The 22,690-nt window shown below is 59.5% G+C and carries 21 protein-coding genes; 10 read left to right on the top strand and 11 right to left on the bottom strand.

Features of this window, described 5'->3' with window-relative positions; all coding sequences use genetic code 11:
• The first annotated feature begins 26 nt into the window (after nucleotides 1–26).
• The 4 genes from deoC (at nucleotide 27) to QOL81_RS10770 (ending at nucleotide 5,363) form a co-directional block, all read left to right on the top strand.
• Nucleotides 27–707, top strand: coding sequence for a deoxyribose-phosphate aldolase (deoC, locus tag QOL81_RS10785; RefSeq protein ID WP_038881133.1), 681 nt, complete (start codon nucleotides 27–29; stop codon nucleotides 705–707).
• A gap of 153 nt (nucleotides 708–860) precedes the next feature.
• Nucleotides 861–1,625, top strand: a complete 765-nt coding sequence (gene deoR / locus QOL81_RS10780) for a DNA-binding transcriptional repressor DeoR (RefSeq protein WP_060421601.1) — start codon at nucleotides 861–863, stop codon at nucleotides 1,623–1,625.
• A gap of 979 nt (nucleotides 1,626–2,604) precedes the next feature.
• Complete coding sequence (locus QOL81_RS10775) at nucleotides 2,605–3,903, top strand: HAAAP family serine/threonine permease (RefSeq protein ID WP_038881129.1); 1,299 nt, start codon at nucleotides 2,605–2,607, stop codon at nucleotides 3,901–3,903.
• Between the two features lie 92 nt (nucleotides 3,904–3,995).
• Nucleotides 3,996–5,363: an L-serine ammonia-lyase gene (locus QOL81_RS10770; protein WP_025302221.1), complete on the top strand. Its 1,368-nt coding sequence runs from the start codon at nucleotides 3,996–3,998 to the stop codon at nucleotides 5,361–5,363.
• 54 nt (nucleotides 5,364–5,417) lie between these two features.
• Here the strand turns inward: QOL81_RS10770 and QOL81_RS10765 are convergent, their stop codons facing one another.
• The 9 genes from QOL81_RS10765 to QOL81_RS10725 all read right to left on the bottom strand — a co-directional run bounded on the left by QOL81_RS10765 (nucleotide 5,418) and on the right by QOL81_RS10725 (nucleotide 13,790).
• Nucleotides 5,418–6,083 (bottom strand): response regulator transcription factor, encoded by a 666-nt coding sequence (locus QOL81_RS10765; RefSeq protein WP_060421597.1) that lies wholly within the window; start codon nucleotides 6,081–6,083, stop codon nucleotides 5,418–5,420.
• Nucleotides 6,080–7,468 (bottom strand): FKBP-type peptidyl-prolyl cis-trans isomerase N-terminal domain-containing protein, encoded by a 1,389-nt coding sequence (locus tag QOL81_RS10760; protein ID WP_060421594.1) that lies wholly within the window; start codon nucleotides 7,466–7,468, stop codon nucleotides 6,080–6,082. Before QOL81_RS10760 ends, QOL81_RS10765 begins: the two co-directional genes overlap by 4 nt.
• A complete protein-coding gene (locus QOL81_RS10755) occupies nucleotides 7,465–7,887 on the bottom strand; it encodes a YuaE family lipoprotein (RefSeq protein ID WP_060421591.1) in 423 nt (140 codons plus the stop codon). The genes QOL81_RS10760 and QOL81_RS10755 overlap by 4 nt, the downstream gene beginning before the upstream one ends.
• Nucleotides 7,888–7,911: 24 nt before the next feature.
• Nucleotides 7,912–8,466, bottom strand: a complete 555-nt coding sequence (locus tag QOL81_RS10750) for a fimbrial protein (protein ID WP_060421587.1) — start codon at nucleotides 8,464–8,466, stop codon at nucleotides 7,912–7,914.
• A 50-nt stretch (nucleotides 8,467–8,516) separates the two neighbouring features.
• On the bottom strand, nucleotides 8,517–9,155 hold the full coding sequence (locus tag QOL81_RS10745) for a fimbrial protein (RefSeq protein ID WP_063989367.1): 639 nt from the start codon (nucleotides 9,153–9,155) through the stop codon (nucleotides 8,517–8,519).
• 71 nt (nucleotides 9,156–9,226) lie between these two features.
• The gene (locus QOL81_RS10740; protein WP_048321394.1) at nucleotides 9,227–9,991 is read right to left on the bottom strand and encodes a fimbria/pilus periplasmic chaperone; all 765 of its coding nucleotides are present in this window, start codon (nucleotides 9,989–9,991) and stop codon (nucleotides 9,227–9,229) included.
• An 81-nt stretch (nucleotides 9,992–10,072) separates the two neighbouring features.
• Nucleotides 10,073–12,607: an outer membrane usher protein gene (locus QOL81_RS10735; protein ID WP_072265443.1), complete on the bottom strand. Its 2,535-nt coding sequence runs from the start codon at nucleotides 12,605–12,607 to the stop codon at nucleotides 10,073–10,075.
• A 46-nt stretch (nucleotides 12,608–12,653) separates the two neighbouring features.
• Complete coding sequence (locus QOL81_RS10730; protein WP_060421578.1) at nucleotides 12,654–13,190, bottom strand: fimbrial protein; 537 nt, start codon at nucleotides 13,188–13,190, stop codon at nucleotides 12,654–12,656.
• A 78-nt stretch (nucleotides 13,191–13,268) separates the two neighbouring features.
• Nucleotides 13,269–13,790 (bottom strand): fimbrial protein, encoded by a 522-nt coding sequence (locus tag QOL81_RS10725; protein ID WP_025302212.1) that lies wholly within the window; start codon nucleotides 13,788–13,790, stop codon nucleotides 13,269–13,271.
• 665 nt (nucleotides 13,791–14,455) lie between these two features.
• Between QOL81_RS10725 and QOL81_RS10720 the strand changes: the two genes are divergently transcribed.
• The 3 genes from QOL81_RS10720 (at nucleotide 14,456) to QOL81_RS10710 (ending at nucleotide 16,346) form a co-directional block, all read left to right on the top strand.
• Nucleotides 14,456–14,776, top strand: coding sequence for a hypothetical protein (locus QOL81_RS10720; protein WP_047728024.1), 321 nt, complete (start codon nucleotides 14,456–14,458; stop codon nucleotides 14,774–14,776).
• Between the two features lie 141 nt (nucleotides 14,777–14,917).
• Nucleotides 14,918–15,835, top strand: a complete 918-nt coding sequence (locus QOL81_RS10715) for a fimbrial protein (RefSeq protein ID WP_072265445.1) — start codon at nucleotides 14,918–14,920, stop codon at nucleotides 15,833–15,835.
• Between the two features lie 19 nt (nucleotides 15,836–15,854).
• Nucleotides 15,855–16,346, top strand: coding sequence for a fimbrial protein (locus QOL81_RS10710; RefSeq protein WP_225528983.1), 492 nt, complete (start codon nucleotides 15,855–15,857; stop codon nucleotides 16,344–16,346).
• 101 nt (nucleotides 16,347–16,447) lie between these two features.
• Here QOL81_RS10710 and QOL81_RS10705 read toward each other — a convergent pair whose 3' ends face one another.
• Nucleotides 16,448–17,653 carry a serine hydrolase gene (locus QOL81_RS10705; protein ID WP_038881127.1) on the bottom strand — a complete coding sequence of 402 codons (1,206 nt, stop codon included), beginning with the start codon at nucleotides 17,651–17,653 and terminating at the stop codon, nucleotides 16,448–16,450.
• 466 nt (nucleotides 17,654–18,119) lie between these two features.
• Between QOL81_RS10705 and QOL81_RS10700 the strand changes: the two genes are divergently transcribed.
• A complete protein-coding gene (locus tag QOL81_RS10700) occupies nucleotides 18,120–19,487 on the top strand; it encodes a pyridoxal-phosphate dependent enzyme (protein ID WP_060421572.1) in 1,368 nt (455 codons plus the stop codon).
• A 12-nt stretch (nucleotides 19,488–19,499) separates the two neighbouring features.
• Entirely contained in the window at nucleotides 19,500–20,645 is a 1,146-nt protein-coding gene (locus tag QOL81_RS10695) for a trans-sulfuration enzyme family protein (protein ID WP_197766512.1), read from the top strand.
• Between the two features lie 59 nt (nucleotides 20,646–20,704).
• On the opposite strand, the gene QOL81_RS10690 is transcribed toward QOL81_RS10695, so the two are convergent.
• Nucleotides 20,705–21,727: an isopenicillin N synthase family dioxygenase gene (locus QOL81_RS10690; protein ID WP_060421854.1), complete on the bottom strand. Its 1,023-nt coding sequence runs from the start codon at nucleotides 21,725–21,727 to the stop codon at nucleotides 20,705–20,707.
• Nucleotides 21,728–22,013: 286 nt separating this feature from the next.
• On the opposite strand from QOL81_RS10690, the gene QOL81_RS10685 reads away from it, so the two are divergent.
• The gene (locus QOL81_RS10685) at nucleotides 22,014–22,670 is read left to right on the top strand and encodes an HAD family hydrolase (protein ID WP_004938759.1); all 657 of its coding nucleotides are present in this window, start codon (nucleotides 22,014–22,016) and stop codon (nucleotides 22,668–22,670) included.
• Nucleotides 22,671–22,690 lie beyond the last annotated feature (20 nt).

The following is a 22,690-nucleotide window of genomic DNA, read 5'->3' as shown; positions in this document are numbered from 1 at the left end:
TGTCTTAACCTCACTAAGGAATCGCGATGACCACCGAAACCATCGATTACGCCAGCTATGTTGACCACACCCTGCTGGCGATGGACGCCACCGAACTGCAGATCGCCAAACTGTGCGAAGAAGCGCAGCAGCACAACTTCTATGCGGTATGCGTCAACTCAGGCTACGTGCCGCTGGCAGCCCAGCTGCTGCAAGAAAGCACCGTAAAAGTCTGCTCGGTGATCGGTTTCCCGCTGGGTGCCGGCCTGACCGTCGCCAAAGCCTTTGAAGCCAAAGCGGCAATCGCCGCCGGCGCACAAGAGATCGATATGGTGATCAACGTCGGCTGGTTGAAAAGCGGCCTGTTGGACGAAGTGAAAGCCGACATCGCCGCCGTGCGCGAGGTTTGCGCGGCGATCCCGTTGAAGGTAATATTGGAAACCTGCCTGCTCAGCGATGCGCAGATCGTCCAGGTTTGTGAAATGTGTCGCGAACTCGATGTGGCCTTCGTGAAAACCTCCACCGGCTTCAGCACCGGCGGCGCTCGGGAAGAGCACGTCAAACTGATGCGCGAGACCGTGGGCAGCGAAATGGGCGTGAAAGCTTCCGGCGCCGTGCGCGATCGCGCCACCGCCGAGAAGATGATCAACGCCGGCGCCACGCGTATCGGCACCAGCTCCGGCGTCGCCATCGTTTCCGGCGCGCAGCCGGCGGCGGGCAGCTACTGATCGTCGGCATGCCCTGACGGGCACTGCCAATACACTCCGATGCGGGACAATACGGGCGGCCAAGGCGGCCCGATATTGCCCCGCATTGTTGTGTTTAGCGCCGGACACGCCGGCACGCCCTTTTACCTCTACTACCTGTGGGAAGACGGACCTATGGAAACGCGGCGCGAAGAACGTATCAACCGGCTAGTTCAGGCGTTAAAACGCGCTGACAAGATCCACCTGAAAGAAGCCGCCGTGCTGCTGGGGGTCTCGGAGATGACCATTCGCCGCGATCTGAGCGCCGAACCGGCGGCGGTGGTGCTGCTCGGCGGCTATGTGGTGACCGATCCGCGCAGCAACGGCGTGACCAACTACTTCGTTTCCGATCAAAAAGCCAAGCAGGTGACGGAGAAACGGCGCATCGGCCTGCTGGCGGCCCCCTTAATCAATGAAAACGACACGGTGTTTTTCGACTGCGGCACCACTACCCCGGCGATCATCGACGCCATCGCCGACGAGCTGACCTTCACCGCCGTCTGTCATTCGCTGAACACCTTCCTGGCGCTGCAGGACAAACCGAACTGCAAGGTGGTCCTGTGCGGCGGTGAGTTCAAGCCGAACAACTACATCTTTTCCAGCGTCAGCGGCCGTAACGAGCTCGATCACATCTGCCCGAACATCGCCTTTATCTCCGCCGCCGGCCTCAGCCTGCAGCACGGCGCCACCTGCTTCAACTTCGACGAGCTGGAGATGAAGCATCGCGCCATGGCGATGGCGCAGCAAAAGATCCTGGTGGCAGACCACAGCAAGTTCGGCAAAACCAAACCGGCCTGCATCGGCCCCCTGACGCAGTTCGATCGGGTGATCAGCGACCGCCAGCCGGACGCCGACTTCATGGCGTTCTTCAACGACAACGCCATCGCTACCCGCTATTAGTCCGCCTTCTGCGCCGTCGAAACCGACGGCGCACCGCTGCAATCCCCTTCTTTCCCCGCCCGAAAATGAACAAATAATGCGCAATCGATTCGCGTTTTTCGCTTATCCGCACGCAACATCAGGTTAATAAAATGCAACAGGTCACCCGGGTGATTATTTTCTCGCAGGCTAAACCGGCTGTCGGCTGCGTGAATTAACGACTATTTATGGCTTTTATATGATAAATCGCGCCAAAGGCCGGGATGTTTAAATAAACGGCGGTTTAAGCGATTGCAGCAAATCTCGCCAATACCTGTTAGGTATCTGTTATTTATATGATGAATGGTTACGCATTTTTATCCGCTAACCACGTAAGTAATTTCCCTTCGTTATTAGCGGTGATTTTTAATAGAAAACCATTAAAAACAAATAGATGAATTGAATTTTACTTAAAAATACAATGTGATCTACGTCACTAAAACTGCTTAATCCGGGTTTTTCGCTAGATCCAAAACCACGCATAAAATATATTGCTCGGCTTGCTGCTGAGCACAGCGCTTTATCCGGCTAATTATTGTACAAACCGCATAATCGCAGAAATCTTTATGAGAGCGTTCTCAGCACAAAATCTTACACAAATGTGCAACAAATGCGCGAAAAATCGATAAAAAAGCGGATAACTGCACATATTGCGCATTTGAGAGCAGGATCACGGTTGTTTCTACTGTAAATCGTTATCTTGCCGCCAACAAAAATCGACAGGCAAAGACCTGTCGGCAGCGGTAACGACTTTTATCGCCCGTGACGGTGAAAAGTCTTTAGTGAATTACCCGGCGCTGTGCCTTGGTAATGAACGCAATAAACAACCAGGGGGACGCCAAAACATCCCCGCAAGCAACACCTGATTCTTACCGCAAGCGTTGCCTGAATAGGACGTTTGACGGTTTAACCTTAAGTTTTGCCTTTTAATTTTAAATTCGTGTTCACTTCGGAGATATTTATGGACACTACACAGACCGGCACAATTGCCTCTGCGGCCTCGGGCTCCAGCAGTACCTGGCGTAAAACGGATACCATGTGGATGTTGGGCCTGTACGGCACCGCCATCGGCGCAGGCGTCCTGTTCTTGCCAATCAACGCCGGTATCGGCGGTTTGATTCCTCTGATCATCATGGCCATCATCGCTTTCCCGATGACCTTCTTTGCCCACCGCGGCCTGTGCCGTTTCGTTCTGTCCGGCAAAAATCCCGGTGAAGACATCACCGCCGTGGTAGAAGAGCACTTCGGCATCACCGCCGGTAAGCTGATTACCCTGCTGTACTTCTTCGCCATCTACCCGATTCTGCTGGTTTACAGCGTGGCGATCACCAACACCGTCGACAGCTTCATCACCCACCAGTTGGGCATGACATCGCCACCGCGCGCCATCCTGTCGCTGATCCTGATCGTCGGCCTGATGACCATCGTGCGCTTCGGCGAGCAGGCCATCGTGAAAACCATGAGCATCCTGGTCTTCCCGTTCGTCGCGGTGCTGATGCTGCTGGCGGTGTATCTGATCCCTAACTGGACCGGCGCCATCTTCGAAAACGTGTCGCTGTCCGGCAGCGGTACCGGCATGGGCCACGGCCTGATCATGACCCTGTGGCTGGCGATCCCGGTAATGGTGTTCTCCTTCAACCACTCGCCGATCATCTCCGCCTTCGCCGTCGCCAAACGCGAAGAGTACGGCGCAGACGCCGAGAAAAAATGCTCCCGCATTCTGGCTTATGCACACATCATGATGGTGCTGACCGTGATGTTCTTCGTGTTCAGCTGCGTGCTGAGCCTGACGCCGGAAAACCTGGCGGAAGCCAAGGCGCAGAACATCTCGATTCTGTCTTACCTGGCTAACCACTTTAACAACCCGATGATCGCGTACATCGCGCCGGTTATCGCCTTCGTCGCCATCACCAAATCGTTCCTGGGCCACTACCTGGGCGCCCGTGAAGGCTTCAACGGCCTGGTTGCCAAGTCGATGAAGAGCCGCGGCAAAACCGTCAGCACCGCCAAGCTGAACCGCATGACCGCAATCTTCATGCTGGTGACCACCTGGATCGTCGCCACCCTGAACCCAAGCATCCTGGGCATGATCGAAACCCTGGGCGGCCCAATCATCGCCATGCTGCTGTTCCTGATGCCGATGTATGCCATCCGTAAAGTGCCTGCCATGCGCAAGTACAGCGGCCACATCAGCAACGTGTTCGTGGTTGTGATGGGTCTGATCGCCATCTCTGCAATCGTGTTCAGCCTGCTCGGCTAATCACGTCCGGCCGGCGCCGCTGCGCGCCGGCCCTCCCGCACTCCCCCATTTCCCGTATTCACCGCCTGAAACCTGAAGAAGGAGGCGAGACCATGGTCAGCGTTTTCGATATTTTCAAAATTGGCATCGGCCCATCCAGTTCCCACACCGTTGGCCCGATGAAAGCCGGCAAACAGTTCGTCGACGATCTGATCGCCCACCAGCAGCTGCAGGACACTACCCGCGTGGTGGTCGACGTGTACGGTTCGCTGTCGTTGACCGGTAAAGGCCACCACACCGATATCGCCATCATCATGGGCCTGGCCGGCAACCTGCCGCACGACGTGGACATCGACAGCATTCCGGGCTTTATCCGCGACGTCGAACAGCGCGGCCGCCTGCCGCTGGCCAACGGCCATCACGAGGTGGATTTCCCGCTGCACGGCGGCATGAACTTCCACAGCGACAACCTGCCGCTGCACGAAAACGGCATGCGCATCCGCGCCTTCGCCGGTGAACGCCTGCTGCACAGCAAAACCTATTACTCGATCGGTGGCGGTTTCATCGTCGACGAAGAGCACTTCGGTCAGTCCGCCGAGGGCGCCACGCCGGTGCCCTACCCGTTCAAATCGGCGCACGATCTGCAGCAGCATTGCAAAGATACCGGGCTATCGTTGTCCGGCCTGGTGATGCAGAACGAGCTGGCGCTGCGCAGCAAGGCGGATATCGACGCGCATTTTGCCGATGTCTGGCAGGTGATGAGCGCCGGTATCGAACGCGGCATCAACACCGAAGGCTTGCTGCCCGGCCCGATGAAAGTGCCGCGCCGCGCCGCCGCGCTGCGCCGCATTCTGGTGACCGGCGACAAGAACAATATCGACCCGATGAACGTGGTCGATTGGATCAACATGTTCGCACTGGCGGTCAACGAAGAGAACGCCGCCGGTGGCCGCGTGGTCACCGCGCCGACCAACGGCGCCTGCGGCATCATCCCTGCGGTGCTGGCTTACTACGACAAGTTCATCCGTCCGGTAAACGCCAATTCCTACACCCGCTACTTCCTGGCGTCCGGGGTGATTGGCGCGCTGTACAAGATGAACGCCTCGATCTCCGGCGCCGAAGTGGGTTGTCAGGGGGAAGTGGGCGTAGCCTGCTCGATGGCGGCGGCCGGGTTGACCGAGCTGCTGGGCGGCAGCCCGGCGCAGGTGTGCATCGCGGCGGAGATCGCCATGGAGCACCATTTGGGGCTGACCTGCGATCCGCTCGCCGGCCAGGTTCAGGTGCCCTGCATCGAACGCAACGCCATTTCCGCCGTCAAGGCGGTCAACGCCGCGCGCATGGCGATGCGCCGCACCAGCGAACCGCGAGTTTGTCTGGATAAGGTGATCGAAACCATGTACGAAACCGGCAAAGACATGAACGCCAAATACCGCGAAACCTCCCAGGGCGGGCTGGCGATCAAGGTCGTGGCCTGCAATTGACCGCCACGGCGAATCACTAAAGGCGCCGGCCGTTCCGATCTGGCCGGCGCCGTTTCAATGCCGCTCTTTCCCTGCCGCAACGCCCGGCTGAATGCCGGCTCGAGCCCCCACGGCGCCGGGACGGGCGCTGTGCCGCAGCCAACCGTAAAGTTCGGCATTACGCCGGAATCCCATCTTGCGCATAACGCTCATCTTGTGATTGCTGACGGTTTTCACGCTGATGTCCAGCATCCGCGCAATTTGCGTCACCCCCATCTCCCGCGTCATGCAGCGCATGATCTCCTGTTCCCGCAGCGTCAGGCCTCGGTGCTGACATACGCAGTTCATGCCACAACCCGGCCTACCCGGCCATTTGCTGCGCCGCTCCAGTTCGGCGCTCACCTGATACAATGCCGATACCAGCGGCGTATCGTGGTAAATGACGCCGGCCTCCAGCGAGCATCGGGTGCCGACGGTGCGTTTATGCCGCCCCTCCGGCGTTCGCAACGAGAAATACAGCGTTTTGCGCCCTGCGGCCTGCGCCTCAAAGAAGTGACAAAAGCAGCTTTGCACGCCAGGAGGAAAATAGCAGAACACCAGATCGGCTTCGTGAACCTGCTGCGTATCCAGTAACAGCGTGCGCTTGCCGTAAGTGCTGAAATGCAGCGCCAGGGCCTCCTGCCAACCGGCGCTGAAGTAACGGTTTTCATCAAATAGCGCGATTTTTATCATGGTGTTCATCCCTGCCCTCCCGCCGTTCCGGCTTCCCGTTTAACCGCCTGGGCCCCCTTTGTCGGAGCCTGACTGTTGTCGATGCGTAATTCATAAATCATGGTGGCGTTAGGTGGCACTTTCGGCGGGTAGCCGGTTTCGCCGTAGGCCAGCGCCGGCGGCACGACCATCGTCAGCGAACCGTGGTTATGCAGATGGCTTATCGCCTCCCTGAACAGCGGCGGATACTCGGACAGCGGTTGCGACAGCACCTTGCCGCTCAGCTCCATATCCTGGATCACCGTGCCGTCGGTCAATTTCTCCTTCACGACCACATCGACCACCGCCGTTGGCACCAGCACGCCCTCCCCGGCGTAATCCACCCGATACCAAAAGCCCATCGCCGACTGCTTTACGCCCTTTTGTTGACTGAACTGCGCCAGATAATCTTCATCACGCCGCCGCTGTTCGTTAACGCGTTTCTCACGCGCGGCCATGGCGGCGGCATCCGCCTGCGCCGTCAGCGTATTCAGTTCATCCGGCGGCAGCTGCAAACGCCCCGACACGCTATCGATGACGCCCGCCAACAGGCTGTCGCGGTCCACCGGTACGCCCCAGCTTTGACGCTCCGTCACTACCCCCTGAATATCCCGCCCCAGCGCACTGCCCGCCGCATAGGACAAACGCTTGCGTTCATCCTTCAACTGCTCCGGCGTCACCTCCCATTGCAGCCGCTTATGCAGCGCCAACAGCGCTTCGCGCGCCTGCTGGGTCACTTTCTGCTCATCGGCCCGCTTCTGCTCACTCGCCTCCAGCGCGGTACGCAGAGTGTGCAGTTCCTCCTGGTGCTCGCGCTGGCGTTGTGCAAGCGTCTGTGCCGATGCCTGCGCAGCGGACTCCAGCTCGGTGACGCGCCGTTCGGCCTGCATCGCCGTCGCTTTGGTTTTGGCGGTTTCCTGCGTCGCCTGCCGCAGCAGCGCCTCGGCGCGCTGCGCATCGGGCGAGCCGCGCCAGGCGGCGCCCAGCCCGGCGATCCACTGCTGCAGCGTTGACGAATCGGGCAACGTCGCGACGGGTGGTGCCGCTTTCTCCGCCCGCAGCGCGGCGAGTTCCTGGCGCAACACCGTCAGTTCCATTCGCTGGCGCGCCAGCTGTTGGTCACGCGCCAATAATTCCTGGCTCAGCGTAAAAGCTTTGGCCGGGGAACCAGGCTGGTGGGTATCCGACGGACGCTTTGCCGGCTCACGCTTTTTTTGCCCCGCCCCGCGGTCGGCGGGCGCCGCGTTTTCGCTCGCCGGCCCGGTGTTCTGCCGTTGATACTGCTCGGCAAACTGCAGCAGCGCCGGCACGCCGTCGTCCGCCTGCGCGACGCCGGTGAACAGCAGAGCCGCACAGCCCAGCAGGCGCAGCCTCATTTAACCTGCTCCCCGCGATCCGCCAAGCCGGTCAACACCGCCTGATTCACCCCGGCGCACAGATAGTTGACCTTGTAGCGATACAGCGCATCCACCGTCTCCTGCGTGTCGCCGTTTACCCGTGCGCGCAAGTTGGCGTACTGCGAAGCGCCGCTCATCAGGCTGTCGAAGGCCTGTTTATAGCGCTGATATTGTTTCTCGTCGATCGTGTGCAATGCACCCAGTTGCTCCTGGCACTGCTGCAGCTGCTCAGCCTCACGCTGCTTGCGCAAAGCCTCTTCTGACGGAGCTTGCACAGCCTGATTTTTGGTGTTCACAGCCGGCTTGCCCGACTTTTGGTTTTGACAGGCGGCGGCGCTCAACGCCAACAGGCACAGCAGACCCATGCGCAGGGCGCGATTGAGGGGCTTTATCATCATTGCGTTTTTTGTCCTTGTAGACGCTTATTCATATTCCAACGTAAAAGTGGCCACCGCGCTGAAGGTGCCGCGGCCGATGGACTTCGTTTGGATGGCCTCCGGCTCCCCCTGCACATAGGCCTGCAGCGTGAGCGTGGTGTTACCGGCATTCAGGCGGAATTTATCGCTGGCGCGATTGAGCGGCAGCGCCTTGCCGGTGCTGTCCTCCAGCCCGATGCCGATCCCCGAGGCCAGGCTGCCGGCATCCAGCGCCAACAGGCCGGGCAGCTTAGCGTCCTCGGTGCCGGTAAACGTGATGGCCACCGTATTGCCCAGGCTGAGATCGCACTCGGTCAGGTGCAACGCGAAGCTTTGGCTATGGGTACGGGTGTTCAGATACAGGTATTTGTCGACGATGGTGCCGAAATCCAGTTGGATATCCTCATCTCCCGGCTGAATGACGCACGGCTCGGCTACCAGCGTACCGTGAAAGCGCATGTTTTCCGCCGCAGTCGCCGGCGGCGCCATCATGCCGGCCGCCATGACCATGCCTGCCCCCAACAGCGCGCTCCGGCGCCGGTTCGTCTCTGTCGCGCGCATGTCGCCACTCCCTTTGGTTGTGCTTGCGCCGGTCCGACGCAAGCGGCGTATTAGTCGTAATAAAGGCGGAAATCGATCGCCGCACGGTAGGCGCCGGCGCTCAGCGTCGCCGGGGTTCGCACCGGCGTCACCGTATACGTCAGGGTGTTTTGCCCCGGCGTCAGCAAGATCGGTTTGTTACGCGCGCCGAGGCGCACCGGCAGGCCGCTGGCATCCGCCAACTGCAGCCCCAAGCCAGTGACGCCTGCCACCCTGACCAAACCCGGCGCGTCGTCATCCGCCGGCGCGGCAAACGCCACGGACACCGCGGGCTGGCTGCCGCTCCAGGCCAGAACCCCGGTCCAGGCGTCGCGGTTGCTCGCCGGTGCCCGCAGACAGTCTTTCAGCGTCAGCTCAAACGCCACCGGCGTGCCGCGATCGCCCGGGCGCTGGAAGTGCGCCGTTCCTGTCTCCCCCAGCCACACCTCCTGACGAGCGGTGGTCATTTCCAGACTGCAGGCGCTTTCCGTCAACGCGCCGTAGACGTGGAGCGTGCCGTTCGCCCCCTCCACGTCCCAGTTGTCCACCGCGCGGGCCGGCGGCATCAGCATCAGCATCGTGCCCGCCGTCAGCGGTACCATCAGCGCGGCCAACACCGTCAGGCCGATAGTGCGTCGCTGATGACGTTCATAGGCCTTTCCCAACAGCATGGGGATCTTTCGTTGCATGATTCGTTCACTCCGCTGTGTTCACTCTGTCTTCCCTGCCTGCGCGCGGCTCGTCATTTGGCGACCGGCACGACCTGGCAGGCATTGCCGGCGCAGCGGAAGTTCAACTGCGGCCGCCCACCGTAATCGTTGATGTATGCCAGCGACGGACCGTTGCCGAGGCTCGCGGCGGAGACGTTCAGCGGGGCGCTGGCCTTCGGCGCCACCATCAACGGTTCGAAGCCCGCCGCCCCTTTCCCGCCCTTACCGGCGCTCGCCTCAACGATCGTCACGTAATACGGGGTCGGGTTGTTCACCACGTACTTGTCGCCCTGCCGGGTCAGCGTCAGCTGCTCCTGCCACGGCGCCGCGTTCTTCTTCGGGGCGAGCGCCGCCGGGCGATAAAACATTTTGATGCGCGTCTGCAGCGCTATCTGCAGCGTGTTCGGCTTATTGCTGCGCGGCGGGATCTCGCGCAGGTTGAAGTAATACAGCGTCTCCCGATCCTGCGGCAGCTGACGCGCCGCCGGCAGCGACTGGATCTTCACCTGGCTCGGTTTGCCCGGTTCCACCCGCTGCACCGGCGGCAGCACGGTGAAAGGGCTTTGGATCTTGTTGCCGCGATCGTCTTCGATCCATCCCTGTGCCAGATACGGCAACTGTTTGTTCTGGTTACTGATGTTAAGACTGACCGTTTTCAGGTCGCCGTCGAAAATCACGCGCGTGCGATCCAGCGCGATGGCCGCATGAGCGGGCAGGCTGACCGCGCCGATCGTCAACGCGGCGGCGAGCGGGCCCACAAGGAAAACGGTCTTTCTGGTCATAGTCAGATTCATCATGTCTTCACGGTTCCAGTCGGCCGGAAGCGGACGAGCCCGCCCCGGCGGTTTAGCGGCGGAGCGGGCTCCGCCGGGTGTATGTCAGTTGGCGTCAGCCGCCGGCTTGTTGCCGGCAAGAGGACGGCAAGGCAGCAGCAACGTATTCATCAACATTTCGGCCGGCAGCGGCGACGGCAGCTGGATTTCACACTGCGCCGCGCCGTTCCAGTGCACGCTCATGCGCTCGCCGGGGTTAAGGCCGGACAGGTAAACGCTGCCGCCGTCATTGATGATGCCGGTCTCCTGTTTGCGGGCATTCAGCACCGTGGCGCCAAACGGCGGCTCGCTGCCGTCCGCCAGCTTGACGATCGCCATCGCCTTCTCACCGGCAATCACTTCAAACTTGCGGTAGCCGATGGCCCCCTCGGTCAACGTGGCCTGCACCACGGAACGCGTCGCCTCGACGTTGTCGCTCAGGCTGTTGAGATCGATGCTGGCCTTGTTGCGGTAGTAGCTGTTTACATCCGCCACCACCGCCTTGCCGTAACGGTTGGTCAGCACCGTACTGCCGTAGCCGCGCACCGGCACACCGGCGACGCCTTCGGTATCGAGCAGCAAGCGCGTCCCGCCCGGCGTGTTGACGCGGTGCAGCACCGCCCCTTCCGCCGCCATCGTCAGGCCGCCCTGCGCACCGATGCCGACGGCGCTGTAGCGGCCGGCCTGGTAGCTGGCGTTGGCGTTGATCTGCGCCATGTCGCCCTGATGGCTGTAATAACCGCTGGCCGTCGCTCCGCTGCGTGCGGCGCCGGCGCTGATCTGATAGTTGTTGTGTTCATCGACCCGGTTGTAGTACCCGACCCGGTGAGCGTTCTCTTCGCGATCGAGCGTCATGTTGTAACTGAGCGTGCCTGCACTGCCCCAGGGCAGCGACAGCGACAGATACATCCCGTCGTCGTTGCGCTCGTTATAACGGTTGCGATAGGCCGACAGCGACACGCTGACGTTCTTGAAATCGCCGATGTCGAAGTAGCGCGATACCATCAGGTTGTAACGATCGTTCGGCGCCCGATCCCAGTAGGTTTGGTGGCTGTAGTTGAGATAGGTGCTCAGCCCCAGTTCGCGGAACTGCTTGTTGAAGGTGATGGTGTACATCTCCTTGCTCTTGCCGCTGCGCCCCCCTTCGTAACGCGCATCCAGGTAGTCCCCCATGCTCATGAAATCTTCCTGGGAGAAGCGGTAACCGGCAAAGGTGACCTGGCTGTCGTATTCATCGAAGTTCTTCGAATAGCTCAGCCGGTACGAACCGCCGGTCAGCGTGCCATCCTGCGGCAAACGCGCACGCGACTGCGTGGCATCGAACGACAGCGCCCCCAGCGCCATCAGATCGCGCCCGATCCCCAGCGACAGCGCGTTGTAATCGCCGCCGGCGATGCCCCCGCCGTACAGCGACCAGCCGTTGCTGATCCCCCAGGAGAACTCGCCGGTGCCGAACATCGGCCCGCGCAGATGGTGCCCCCACTCTGACGGTTTGCCCGTCGCCAGCTTGTAACGCACCGTACCCGGCCGCGTCAGATAAGGAATGTTGGCGGTGTTCATCTTGAACTCCTGCACGCTGCCGTCTTGCTCTTCGACGCGCACGTCCAGCTCGCCGGAAACCGCATCGTTGATGTCCTGAATGCGGAACGGCCCCGCCGCTACCTGCGTTTCATACAGCACGCGCCCCTGCTGGCTGACCACCACCTTGGCGTTGGTTTTCGCCACGCCGGTCACTTCCGGCGCATAGCCGCGCAGGTTGGGCGGCAACATGCTGTCGTCGGATCGCAGACTGACGCCGGTAAAGCGCAGGCTGTCGAAAATGTCGGAGTTCAGGTAATCCTCACCCATCGTCAGCCGCGAACGCAGCGCCGGGATCGCCCGGTAGGCGTAATAGCGGCTCCAGTCGAACTGTTTATCGGTCGACTGAGAAGAACCGGTCTGATGGTTGAGGTTGGCCTGCCAGTCGGCGCGCAGACGCCAGGCGCCCAGGTTGGCGCCACCGGTACCGTTGCCGCTCAGGCTGTAACTGCTGCCGCCTTTCTGATGCTTTTGCGTTTGGGCGTTGACGTTATAGTCAAACAGCAGCCCGGGAATACCGTCATCCCAGCGCGAAGGCGGGTCCCAGTTTTCCGAGCTGTATTCCAGATAGGCCTGAGGAATGTTCAGATACAGTGAGGAGCTGGCAAGATCGCCGCGGGCTTCCATCCCCGCCAGACTGGAAGCGTCAAGGCAACGGCCGCCGTGCGTCCAATTCAGCGTGCTTAACAGTTTTTCTTTCAGCCCCAGTTGGTTGACCAATTCCGGCGAAAGACAGGCTTCGCTGCCTTTTGGATCGTTCTCGGGCGCCATAAACGTTACCGGCTGTTCCGGCAGATCGTTCTTATTGACGTGCACCACCATGGTATAAACGCCCGGCATGATGTAGCCGCTGCGCGTAAATTGGCTCAGATCGATATTTTTACGATCGTTGATGTCCAATACGTCGGTATTGAATTGAATCACGTCGGCGGCATAGACCAACGCGATTGGATTTCCCAGAGAAAGGGCAACGCAAAGCCCCAAGGCCTGAAGACGAAATAACTTCCCTGCCGGTGAAAGCATAATAAAGTCCTTTCAATAACGAATTAACCGTCAGTACGAGAAAAAATCAAAAATAATCCAGCTTAAAACGCACTGTGGAAAAATACGCTCCCACCTTCAACGGCTGGTGATTCGGCATCAACGTCATGGAATAATTCAGCACTCGGTTTCCCGGTATTATTCCCTCCATCGGCAAAGGTTTCCCTGGAATAACCGCCGTGCCGCTGCTGTCTTTTATCTCCAAGGCAACGCCGCGCGCATCGCCCTGTACGCCAAACAGAGCACCTTCCGCATAACCATCAAACGTGACCTGAAAGAATTTCCAGTCAGGCTTGTTTTCCGGCCGTTCCAAAATGCAATTGACCAATTCGATACTGAAAGGTTTGGTCATCCCCTGGCCGTCACGAATGATCTGTCCGAGAGGAATAGTGTCCATATCGATCGTCTGATCGCGGCTGCCGGCAGCAATGGCGCAGGCGGTGTCGATAATGGCGCCGTGCATGTTGACTTTGCCCCACCCCTGCGCGGCGGAAATTGCATAGCCGGGCGCAAACGCCAACGACGCCAAAAGAACGGCACCCGCTCGATTCCTTGGTAAAAACATCGCGACATTCCTTTGACAGGGAGATTCACCAGGCATGCGGCGAACCCCATGCCTGGTTGATTAAGCCTTCGGACTCACTTACTGATAAGCCAGGGTGAAATCGGCTACGGCAGTGAAATCGCCCGGAACGATGGCGGCGGAAGCGCCTTCACCCTGCAGGTAGGCGGCGAAATGCAGAGTGTTGTTGCCGGTGTTCAGGGTCTGCGCGGTAGTCGCTTCACCCAGTTTGATCGGCTGACCATTGTAAGAGATGGCTACGCCGGCGCCGCTGGCGGTACCCGCGATACCCAACAGATCCTTGTCGGTGGACGACGCTACGCCGCTGAAGGTGGTTTTAACGGTTTTCAGCGTGGTGATATCACACTGCTCCAGTTTGATTTCAAACGGACGCGGGTTGGATTTGCCGCCGTTTTTCAACGCCACGTTGGAAACCTGGCCCAGATCTACGGTCTGATCGATCGACTCGGGTGCAATAGAGCATGGCGCATCAATAATAGAGCCCGTGAAGGTGACCTTACCGTGTCCCTGATCGGCTGCCTGTGCAAAAGAACTTGCGCCAAATGCAATCACTGCAGCCATCATGATTTTGTTAAGTTTCATAGAACCTATATTCCTTATAAGAAAAAATGCATATTCCAATCAAGAAAAAGAGCAACAGGAAACCCGCTCGCGCTTATATATGCGCAGCCCTGATTCTTTAGCATCTTGCTGGTTGGTTAACTGCCAAAACCCAAAGGCACCGACAATAAACATGTCGATTACGGCAAGTTCGCAGCGGCCCACCCATTAATGAATTCGTCATATAAAAATAAACAAAATCACAACAAGCAGAGACCAATACTTTCTAATCCGCCCTTCTTGTTCGGCGATGAATATTCTGGCAAATGCCTCCAAGCAAAAAAAGGCTTTTTTTGATCAAGGCGAACATTCGCAATTTATTTCCTAATTGAAGTTAATTTACTGTTATTTTTAGGCTCATAGATCGTAAAAGATGCTTTTATAGAGCAATATCCTGTTTTTCTGTGATTCCCAAGTAATCAGATCGCAAAGTGGCACTTTGTGAATATAATAAACCAAAATTTTAGGTTTCAGCGTGACGCCACCCCTGCCTTGGTATAGGTAAAAACGGGGCGGGCAACGCCTTTTTTTTCAATCCTGATAAATAGATAGGATTTTTCTTTGTTCGCGTTTTACCTCGTTGTTGGTAGGCAGCGAAAGTTTGTTTTTTCTTAGGAATACGGCAATCGGAATACAGAGGAAGTGCTATGGAAGCGTTATCTCCGAAACAAAAGGAAATACGGCAATTGCAGCACGATCTGCTGCAAACATTATTTGCGCAGTCACCCCGCAAGTGCCCCGTCGCCGGTCTGCCGCCGCCGCAGCAATGGCTATCGACGCGGCAACTGGCCAATGCCGTCAACGTCGGTGTTTACCGGGCTCGGCGGCTGTTGTTGGATCTTGTCGCCCGGCAAAAAGTGATTGTGACGGACGGCTCTATCAACAACTCGTTGAGGTGGTATCCCACCGCGTTGCTGAACGGTGATAACGACGGCATCCCCAACAGAGATGCCCTCACTCCCCTTTAACGGAATAAATATGGCCAACCGGCCTGATTGGCGATATTTCATTGCGGAGTAATGCCGCACACTATTTATATATATTGGGATATTATCGTGAGAAAAACAGCCCTGCTATTTTTACGTTGCTGCCTGGCATTATCTTTCTTCATGCTGCTTGGCAATGCCAACGCATTTACCTGCCGCACGTCCGATGGCGGACTGATTCCACCCGGGGGCTCGACCACGCCGGTTGACGTCCGGGTACGCATCGGGCCACAGCTTTCTTATGGCAAAAACGAAATCGTCAACGTCAGCCAGGTCACCTGTAAAAACGACGTCGCGAGCTGGTATGACTATCTCAAAACCGACAGCCCGGCGCTGTCGATGAACAGTGCGATTTTTGGCACCATCGGCAGCGGTACCACCATCAACGGCAGCGATTACAACTCTCCGGTGCCATCAGGTATCAGCGTACTCAGCCTTACCGGGTTACAGACCCAGTCGGTCGCCATCCGGGTCTATATCGTGTTGAACCGTTTCCCAACGCCGGACATCAAGGTGAACAAGGGCGACGTCATCGGCCAAATAAACTTTATTCAGACCAACGATCAGCCGGGTTGCCCGCAGTGCGGCGTTTATCGCTGGCGCCTGATCGCCGACAACGACGCCTACTTCGTCACCACCAGTTGCACCATCAACAACGGCCAGCAAATCAATGTCGACTTTGGCCAGATCCGCCAGGACTTTCTGACTCAAAGCGCCAGCGACGCCCAAATCAAACAGGACAAGGCGCTCAGCTACCAGTGTGACGACCAGAGCGCGACGCAGGATATTCTGATCCGCATGGTCAGCGACGCCAGTGGCTTCTCCAGCGATTTTATCAAAACCAGCAACCCTAACGTCGGCGTGGCCATGGTGTACAACGGCGCGGTGGTAAAGCCCAACAATGCCTTCAGAACGCGCATCGTCAACGGGCTGGGCAACGACACCGTAACCTTTGTGCCGGTGAAGAACAATGTGCCTTACACCAGCATCGCCACCGGCCCGCTGTCAGGCTCGGCCACGCTGATCTTCAGCGCACCTTGAAACGGGAGCCAGAATGAACATGACGAAAAAAACGCGCTGCGCTCTGCTGTGGTCGCTGAGCCTGATCAGCGCCACCACCCAGGCCGCCGACCAGGGCACCAAGGTCAACATCACCGCCACCGTGGTGGCGCCTCCGCCTTGCGTGATCAATGACGGGCGCACCATCGATATCGACTTCGGCAAGGTCGGCATCAAGCGCATCGACGGCAATCGCTATATGCAACGCATCGATTACAGCATCAAATGCGAGTTTCTGGATAACAGCCGCCAGCTGAAAATGAAGATCATGGGCGGCGCGGCGGCCTTCGACGGCAGCGTGTTAACCAGCAGCGTCAATGGATTGGGCATCAAGCTGTTGGCCAACGGTAAGGCCTTCGCCATCAATACGCCGCTGAACATCGATTACGCCAATCCGCCGACGCTTGATGCAGTGCCGGTGAAAAACAGCGCCGTCACCCTGGCGGAAGGCGATTTCACCAGCGGCGCCACCATGCTGGTGGACTACTTTTAATCACCGCGACCCAGGAACTCGCGAAAAAAAAAGCCGCAACGTCTCCGTTGCGGCTTGGTCGAGAATCTTGCGCCCGGGGCGCGCGCCCCACATCAGGGTATTTAGCCGAAGATCCCGCCGAACCACTGGCTCAGCTTCATCATCACCATATCCCAGATGCGGCTGAAGAAGTTGCCCTCTTTCACCTCTTGCATCACCACCAGCGGATGCTGTTCGATGGTCTTGCCGTCCAGCTGGAAATCGATGGTGCCGACCACCTGGTTTTTCGCCAGCGGTGCTTCCAGCGTCGGCTGGGTCAGCTTGTAGCTGGCCTTCAGGTTTTTCATCTGCCCTTTCGGAATGGTGACCGAGGCGTCTTTCGCTACGCCGAGCGGCACTTCGCTGACGTCGCCGAACCACACTTTCTGGGTGACGAACGGCTTATCGGCCTTGATCGGCGTCGCGGTTTCATAGAAGCGGAATCCCCAGGTCAGCAGCTTTTCGCTTTCGCTAAAGCGCACGCGATCGCTCGGCGCGCCCAGCACCACCGAGATCAGACGCATCGGGCCGTCGGTGGCCGACGCCACCAGGTTATGGCCGGCGCCGCTGGTGTAACCGGTTTTGATGCCGTCGACGTTCAGGTTGCTGCTCCACAGCAGGCGGTTGCGGTTAATCTGGCGGATCTTGTTAAAGGTGAACTCTTTTTCTTTATGCAGCGCGTATTCGTCCGGCACGTCGCGGATCAGCGCCTGGCTCAGCAGCGCCATGTCGCGCGCCGTGCTGTACTGCCCTTCCGCATCCAGACCGTGCACCGTCAGGAAGTGGGTATTCTGCAGCCCCAGGGATTTGGCGTAGTTGTTCATCAGGCCGACGAACGAATCCTGGCTGCCCGCCACGTAGTCCGCCAGCGCGATGCTGGCGTCGTTGCCCGACTGGATCACGATGCCCTTATTCAGCTCCAGTACCGGCACCTGATCGCCCGGCTTGATGAACATCAGCGAAGAACCGCGCAGCGCCGGGTTACCGGGAGCCCAGGCGTCTTTGCCGACGGTGACCAGGTCTTCCGGCTTGATCTTGCCGGCCTTGATCGCCTGGCCGATCACGTAGCTGGACATGATCTTGGTTAGGCTGGCGGGATCGAGACGGGTGTCGGCATTGCCTTCGGTCAGCACCTTGCCGCTGTTGTAATCCATCAGAATGTAGGCCTTGGCGTCTACCTGCGGCGGCGCCGGCGGCTCGGCCGCGTGCACGGCCGGGGCGGCCAGCAACAGGATGCCTACGCTGAAGGTCAGTTTTTTCAGGGAAGTGGATAAGTTTTTTTTCATCATGACGTCGCCAGAGTGTCCATTCAAACCATTGAAATAGCGTTAACTTTCAAACATGTTCACGTTTTAAGCCAACCAGCGAGAGTGGCCCGGTGCGCGCGTGCCGGCCGCAACCCCCTGCGGCGCCCATAGCGGGTAACGCAACGCACCGAAAATGCCCTTGCTGTGAGTTTATGTGATTTATCTTATTTTTGCAGGGTTTAGCGTGAATTTTCAGCATTTTTACATAACTGTACGCAGGCCCCCGCTTATCGTTCAAAAAAACATCGCGGCGCGCATTTTTGCATCCATCCACGGCTACACGGCCAAGCATCTGCACCGCTAAACATCTGCGCTTCTATACGTCTAAAAAAGATTAATATATTCCATAATGGCATATAGAACCGTTATTTGTTCTTTTTAAAGCGCTTATCCTCAGCGCTATCATCCATATAACGACTTTTATACCGAATAATCCTGGAGATGAGTCATGGCGATCCCCCATTCCGTCATCGAGATGATTGGCAATACCCCGATGCTGGAACTGACCCAGTTCGATACCGGCCCGTGCCGGCTGTTCGTCAAACTGGAGAATCAAAACCCCGGCGGTTCGATCAAAGACCGCGTGGCGCTGTCGATGATCGAGCAGGCCGAGCGCGACGGCAAGCTGCAGCCGGGCGGCACCATCATCGAAGCCACCGCCGGCAATACCGGCCTGGGACTGGCGCTGGTGGCGGCGCTGAAAGGCTATAAGCTGCTGCTGGTGGTGCCGGACAAGATGAGCCGCGAGAAGATCTTCCACCTACGCGCGCTGGGCGTGGAAGTGCAGCTGACCCGCTCGGACGTCGGCAAGGGGCATCCGGCCTACTATCAGGATTACGCCAAACGCCTGGCCGGGGAGATCCCCGGCGCCTTTTATATCGATCAGTTCAACAACCCGGCCAACCCGGCGGCCCATACCACCACCACCGCCCCCGAACTGTGGCGGCAAATGGAGCATGACGTGGACGCTATCGTGGTTGGCGTCGGCTCCGGCGGCACGCTGGGCGGGCTGAGCCGCTATTTCGCCGACGTTTCGCCGCAGACGGAATTCGTGCTGGCCGACCCTGCGGGTTCAATACTGGCGGACTATCTCGACAACGGCCGCATCGGCGAAGCGGGCAGTTGGCTGGTGGAAGGCATCGGTGAAGACTTCGTCCCGCCGCTCAGCGACTTTGACCAGGTCCGCCACGCTTACCGCATCGGCGACGCCGAAGCCTTCACCACCGCGCGCGATCTGCTGCGCAAGGAAGGCGTGCTGGCGGGATCGTCCACCGGCACCCTGCTGGCCGCCGCGCTGCGTTACTGCCGCGCACAGACCGAACCCAAGCGGGTAGTGACCTTTGTCTGCGACAGCGGCAACAAATACCTGTCTAAAATGTATAACGACCACTGGATGCTGGAACAGGGCCTGCTGAGCAAACCGCAGCACGGCGATCTGCGCGATCTGATCGCCTACCGCCACGACGAAGGCGCGGCCGTTTCTGCCGCGCCGGACGACACGTTGGCGATTGTGCACGCCCGCATGCGGCTGTACGACATCTCGCAGCTGCCGGTGCTGGAAGGCGATCGGGTGGTCGGCCTGATCGATGAGTGGGATCTGCTGAACGCCGTCCAGGCCGACGCCGCCCACTTCAGCCTGCCGGCCAGTAGCGCAATGACCAAGCGGGTCCATACGCTGCAAAAAGAAGCCGGCTACGAAGAATTGCAGGCCACCTTCAACCATGGCCACGTCGCGGTGGTGCTCGACGGCGAGCGCTTCCTCGGCCTGATTACCCGCACAGACGTGCTTAACGCCTGGCGCCAAAAATTACGTTAATAAGGACCCATTATGGCCAAGTTTGATACGTTGACCGTTCACGCCGGTTACACCCCGGACGCCACCGGCGCCGTGATGCCGGCGATTTACGCCACCTCCACCTACGCCCAACCGGCGCCGGGCGAGCATACCGGCTACGAATACTCCCGCAGCGCCAACCCGACGCGCACCGCGCTGGAAAGTGCCATCGCCGAACTGGAAGGCGGTAGCCGCGGCTACGCCTTCGCCTCCGGCCTGGCGGCCTGCTCCACGGTGCTGGAGCTGCTCGATAAGGACAGCCACCTGGTAGCGGTAGACGATCTGTACGGCGGCACCTATCGCCTGCTGGAAAAGGTGCGCAGCCGCACCGCCGGCCTGCGCGTCACCTACGTGTCACCGGCGGATCTCGCCGGGCTGGAACAGGCTATCGAGCCGGATACCAAAATGATCTGGGTGGAAACCCCGACCAACCCCTTGCTGAAGCTGGCGGATCTGAGCGCCATCGCCGCGATCGCCAAAAAGCATGGTCTTATCAGCGTGGCGGACAACACCTTCGCTTCGCCGTATCTGCAGCGTCCGCTGGATCTGGGCTTTGACGTGGTGGTGCACTCCGCCACCAAATACCTCAATGGCCACTCCGACGTGGTGGCCGGCGTCGCAGCGGTGGGGGATAACCCGGCGCTGGCGGAACAGCTCGGTTTCCTGCAAAACGCGGTCGGCGGCATTCTCGATCCGTTCAGCAGCTTCCTGACGCTGCGCGGCATCCGCACCCTGGCCCTGCGCATGCAGCGCCACAGCGACAGCGCGCTGCGCATCGCCCAGTGGCTGGAAAGCCAGCCGCAGGTGGAAAACGTCTACTATCCCGGCCTGCCGAGCCATCCGCAGCATGAGCTGGCGGCACGCCAGATGACGCGCTTCGGCGGCATGATTTCGGTACGGCTGAAAGGCGACGACGCCTATGCGCGCCGGGTCATCCAGCGCTCGCGCCTGTTCACTCTGGCGGAAAGCCTGGGCGGCGTGGAAAGCCTGATCAGCCAGCCGTTCAGCATGACGCACGCCTCCATTCCGCTGGAACAGCGCCTGGCAACCGGCATCACGCCGCAGCTGGTGCGCCTGTCGGTGGGGATTGAAGATGTGGAAGATCTGATCGCCGATCTGCAGCAGGCGCTGGCGGAATAATCGCCCGAATCAATCGCCATCAGCCCGGCCGGCGCGCCGGGCTTTTTTGTGCCTGATGTTCAGACGCCGATGACGTCCCGATAAAAGCGCTGTGCCACATCGGGGTGGGAACGGATGCGGCCTTTCAGGTAGTTATACCCCACGTCGCGCAGCAGCGGATTGAGCGGATCGCTGGCCGGGCCGCGCGCCTGCGCCGCCAGCGACGGCGGCAGTTGATACAACGGCACCACCGCGTCCAATCGCGCGCCGAGGAAGAAGGCGATCGACAGCCTGTCGCGCCCCGCCGGCGGCGTTTCCACCCGGTGCACCGTGGCGCGCAGGTAGCCGTTGGTCGCCAGCTCCAGCAGCTCGCCGATGTTCACCACGAAGGTGTCCTCACGCGGCTGGGCATCAATCCACCGCCCTTCGCTCACCTCCACCTGCAGCCCTTTTTGCGCGTCCTGCAGCAGGAAGCTGAGAAAGCCGGAGTCCTTGTGCGCGCCGACGCCCTGTGCGCTGCCGGTAGCGTCCCGCCCCGGGTAGCGAATCAGTTTGATGTGTTCGTTGGGCTTCTCGCCGTACAAGCGATCGAAAGCCTGCTCCGGCAGCGACAGCGCCAAAGCGAAAGCGCGCAGCAGCCGCAGCGACATGGCGGTCATCGCCTGTTGCCACTGCAGCAGCAGCGGTTTCAGCGTCGGCAGCGCCGCCGGCCACTGGTTTGGTCCCTGCAGACGCGCCCAGCGCGGGGTGTCGTCAGACAGCGTCAGCGCCGGGCGTTCGGCACCGATATCGAACTGCTCACGCCAGTCAGGCTGGCCACGCGTCAGCTCCGCCGCCGCCCGGTTGTAACCACGAAAGTGCGGCGAATGCACCATCTGCACCGCCAATTTGTCGGCTTCCGGCAGCGCGAAAAATTGCCGCGCGCCCTGCTGCAGCCGCGCATTCAGCGCACTGTCCACGCCGTGCCCGCGCAGATAGAAAAAACCGACGTCGCGGGCCGCCGCGCGCAAATCGTCAAGAAAGGCGCGCCGCCGGCGCGCATCGCCGTCAAGCTGCGAAAGATCCAGCAGCGGCAGCGTCTTCAGCGTCGTCAGGTGCGTCATCATGCGGTTCCTCTTCTTCCCCAATCACGATCGGGCTGCCATACAGGCGAATAATCAACATTCTCTCTCCAGCGGGTAGCTGCATTTGCTCCATAGTTATCACCGCGCTCGCCGGGGCGGCCAATATTGTTGCGTTCTAAGTTATGCAAACGTTCAACAAACTGTCGCAAAACCGTCATCAATGTTTCTTATGCTCTGCGCAATTTCGCCGACGCCGCTGGCTGGCGATGGGCGCTATCCGCTATCCTGTAAACGACCTCATACCCTGCCTGCCGGAGAAATACTGATGGATTTAGCCTTATTCGACCTGGATGAAACCCTGATTGACGATGACAGCGCCAGCCTGTGGATCCGCTGGCTGGTCGGCCAGGGCTTCGCGCCGGCGGAGCTGGAACTGCAGGAGCAGCAGCTGATGCAGCTCTATTATCAGGGCAAGCTGTCGATGGAGGACTATATGCAGGCTACGCTGGCGCCGCTGACCGGCCTGAGCGTGCAAACCGTGGCCGGCTGGGTGCAACGCTACATTCGCCGCGATATCCTGCCGCGCGTCTACCCCGCCGCCCGTGAACGCCTGCAATGGCACCGCGAGCGCGGCGACTGCATCCTGGTGATCTCCGCCACCGGCGAGCACCTGGTGGCGCCGATCGCCGAACAGCTCGGCGCCGACGATGCGCTGGCGATCGGCGTGGAAATCAGCGACGGCCGCTTCACCGGCAACACCTACGGCACCATGACCTACCAACAGGGTAAGGTGATCCGCCTGCAACACTGGCTGGCGCAGCATCCGCACCTGAAATTCGAACACAGCCACGGCTACAGCGACTCTCTCAACGATAAGGCGATGCTGCAATTCGTCGACAGCGCTACGGTGATCAACCCCGACAGCGAGTTGAGCGCGCTGGCGGCGGAGCACGGCTGGGAAGTATGCCGCTGGGAGCGCTGATCGGCAGGCAAAAAGTGCCC

Source organism: Serratia sp. CC22-02 (assembly GCF_900182895.1).
Lineage (GTDB): Bacteria > Pseudomonadota > Gammaproteobacteria > Enterobacterales > Enterobacteriaceae > Serratia > Serratia nevei.
This window is presented reverse-complemented; position numbering and strand designations above follow the sequence as displayed.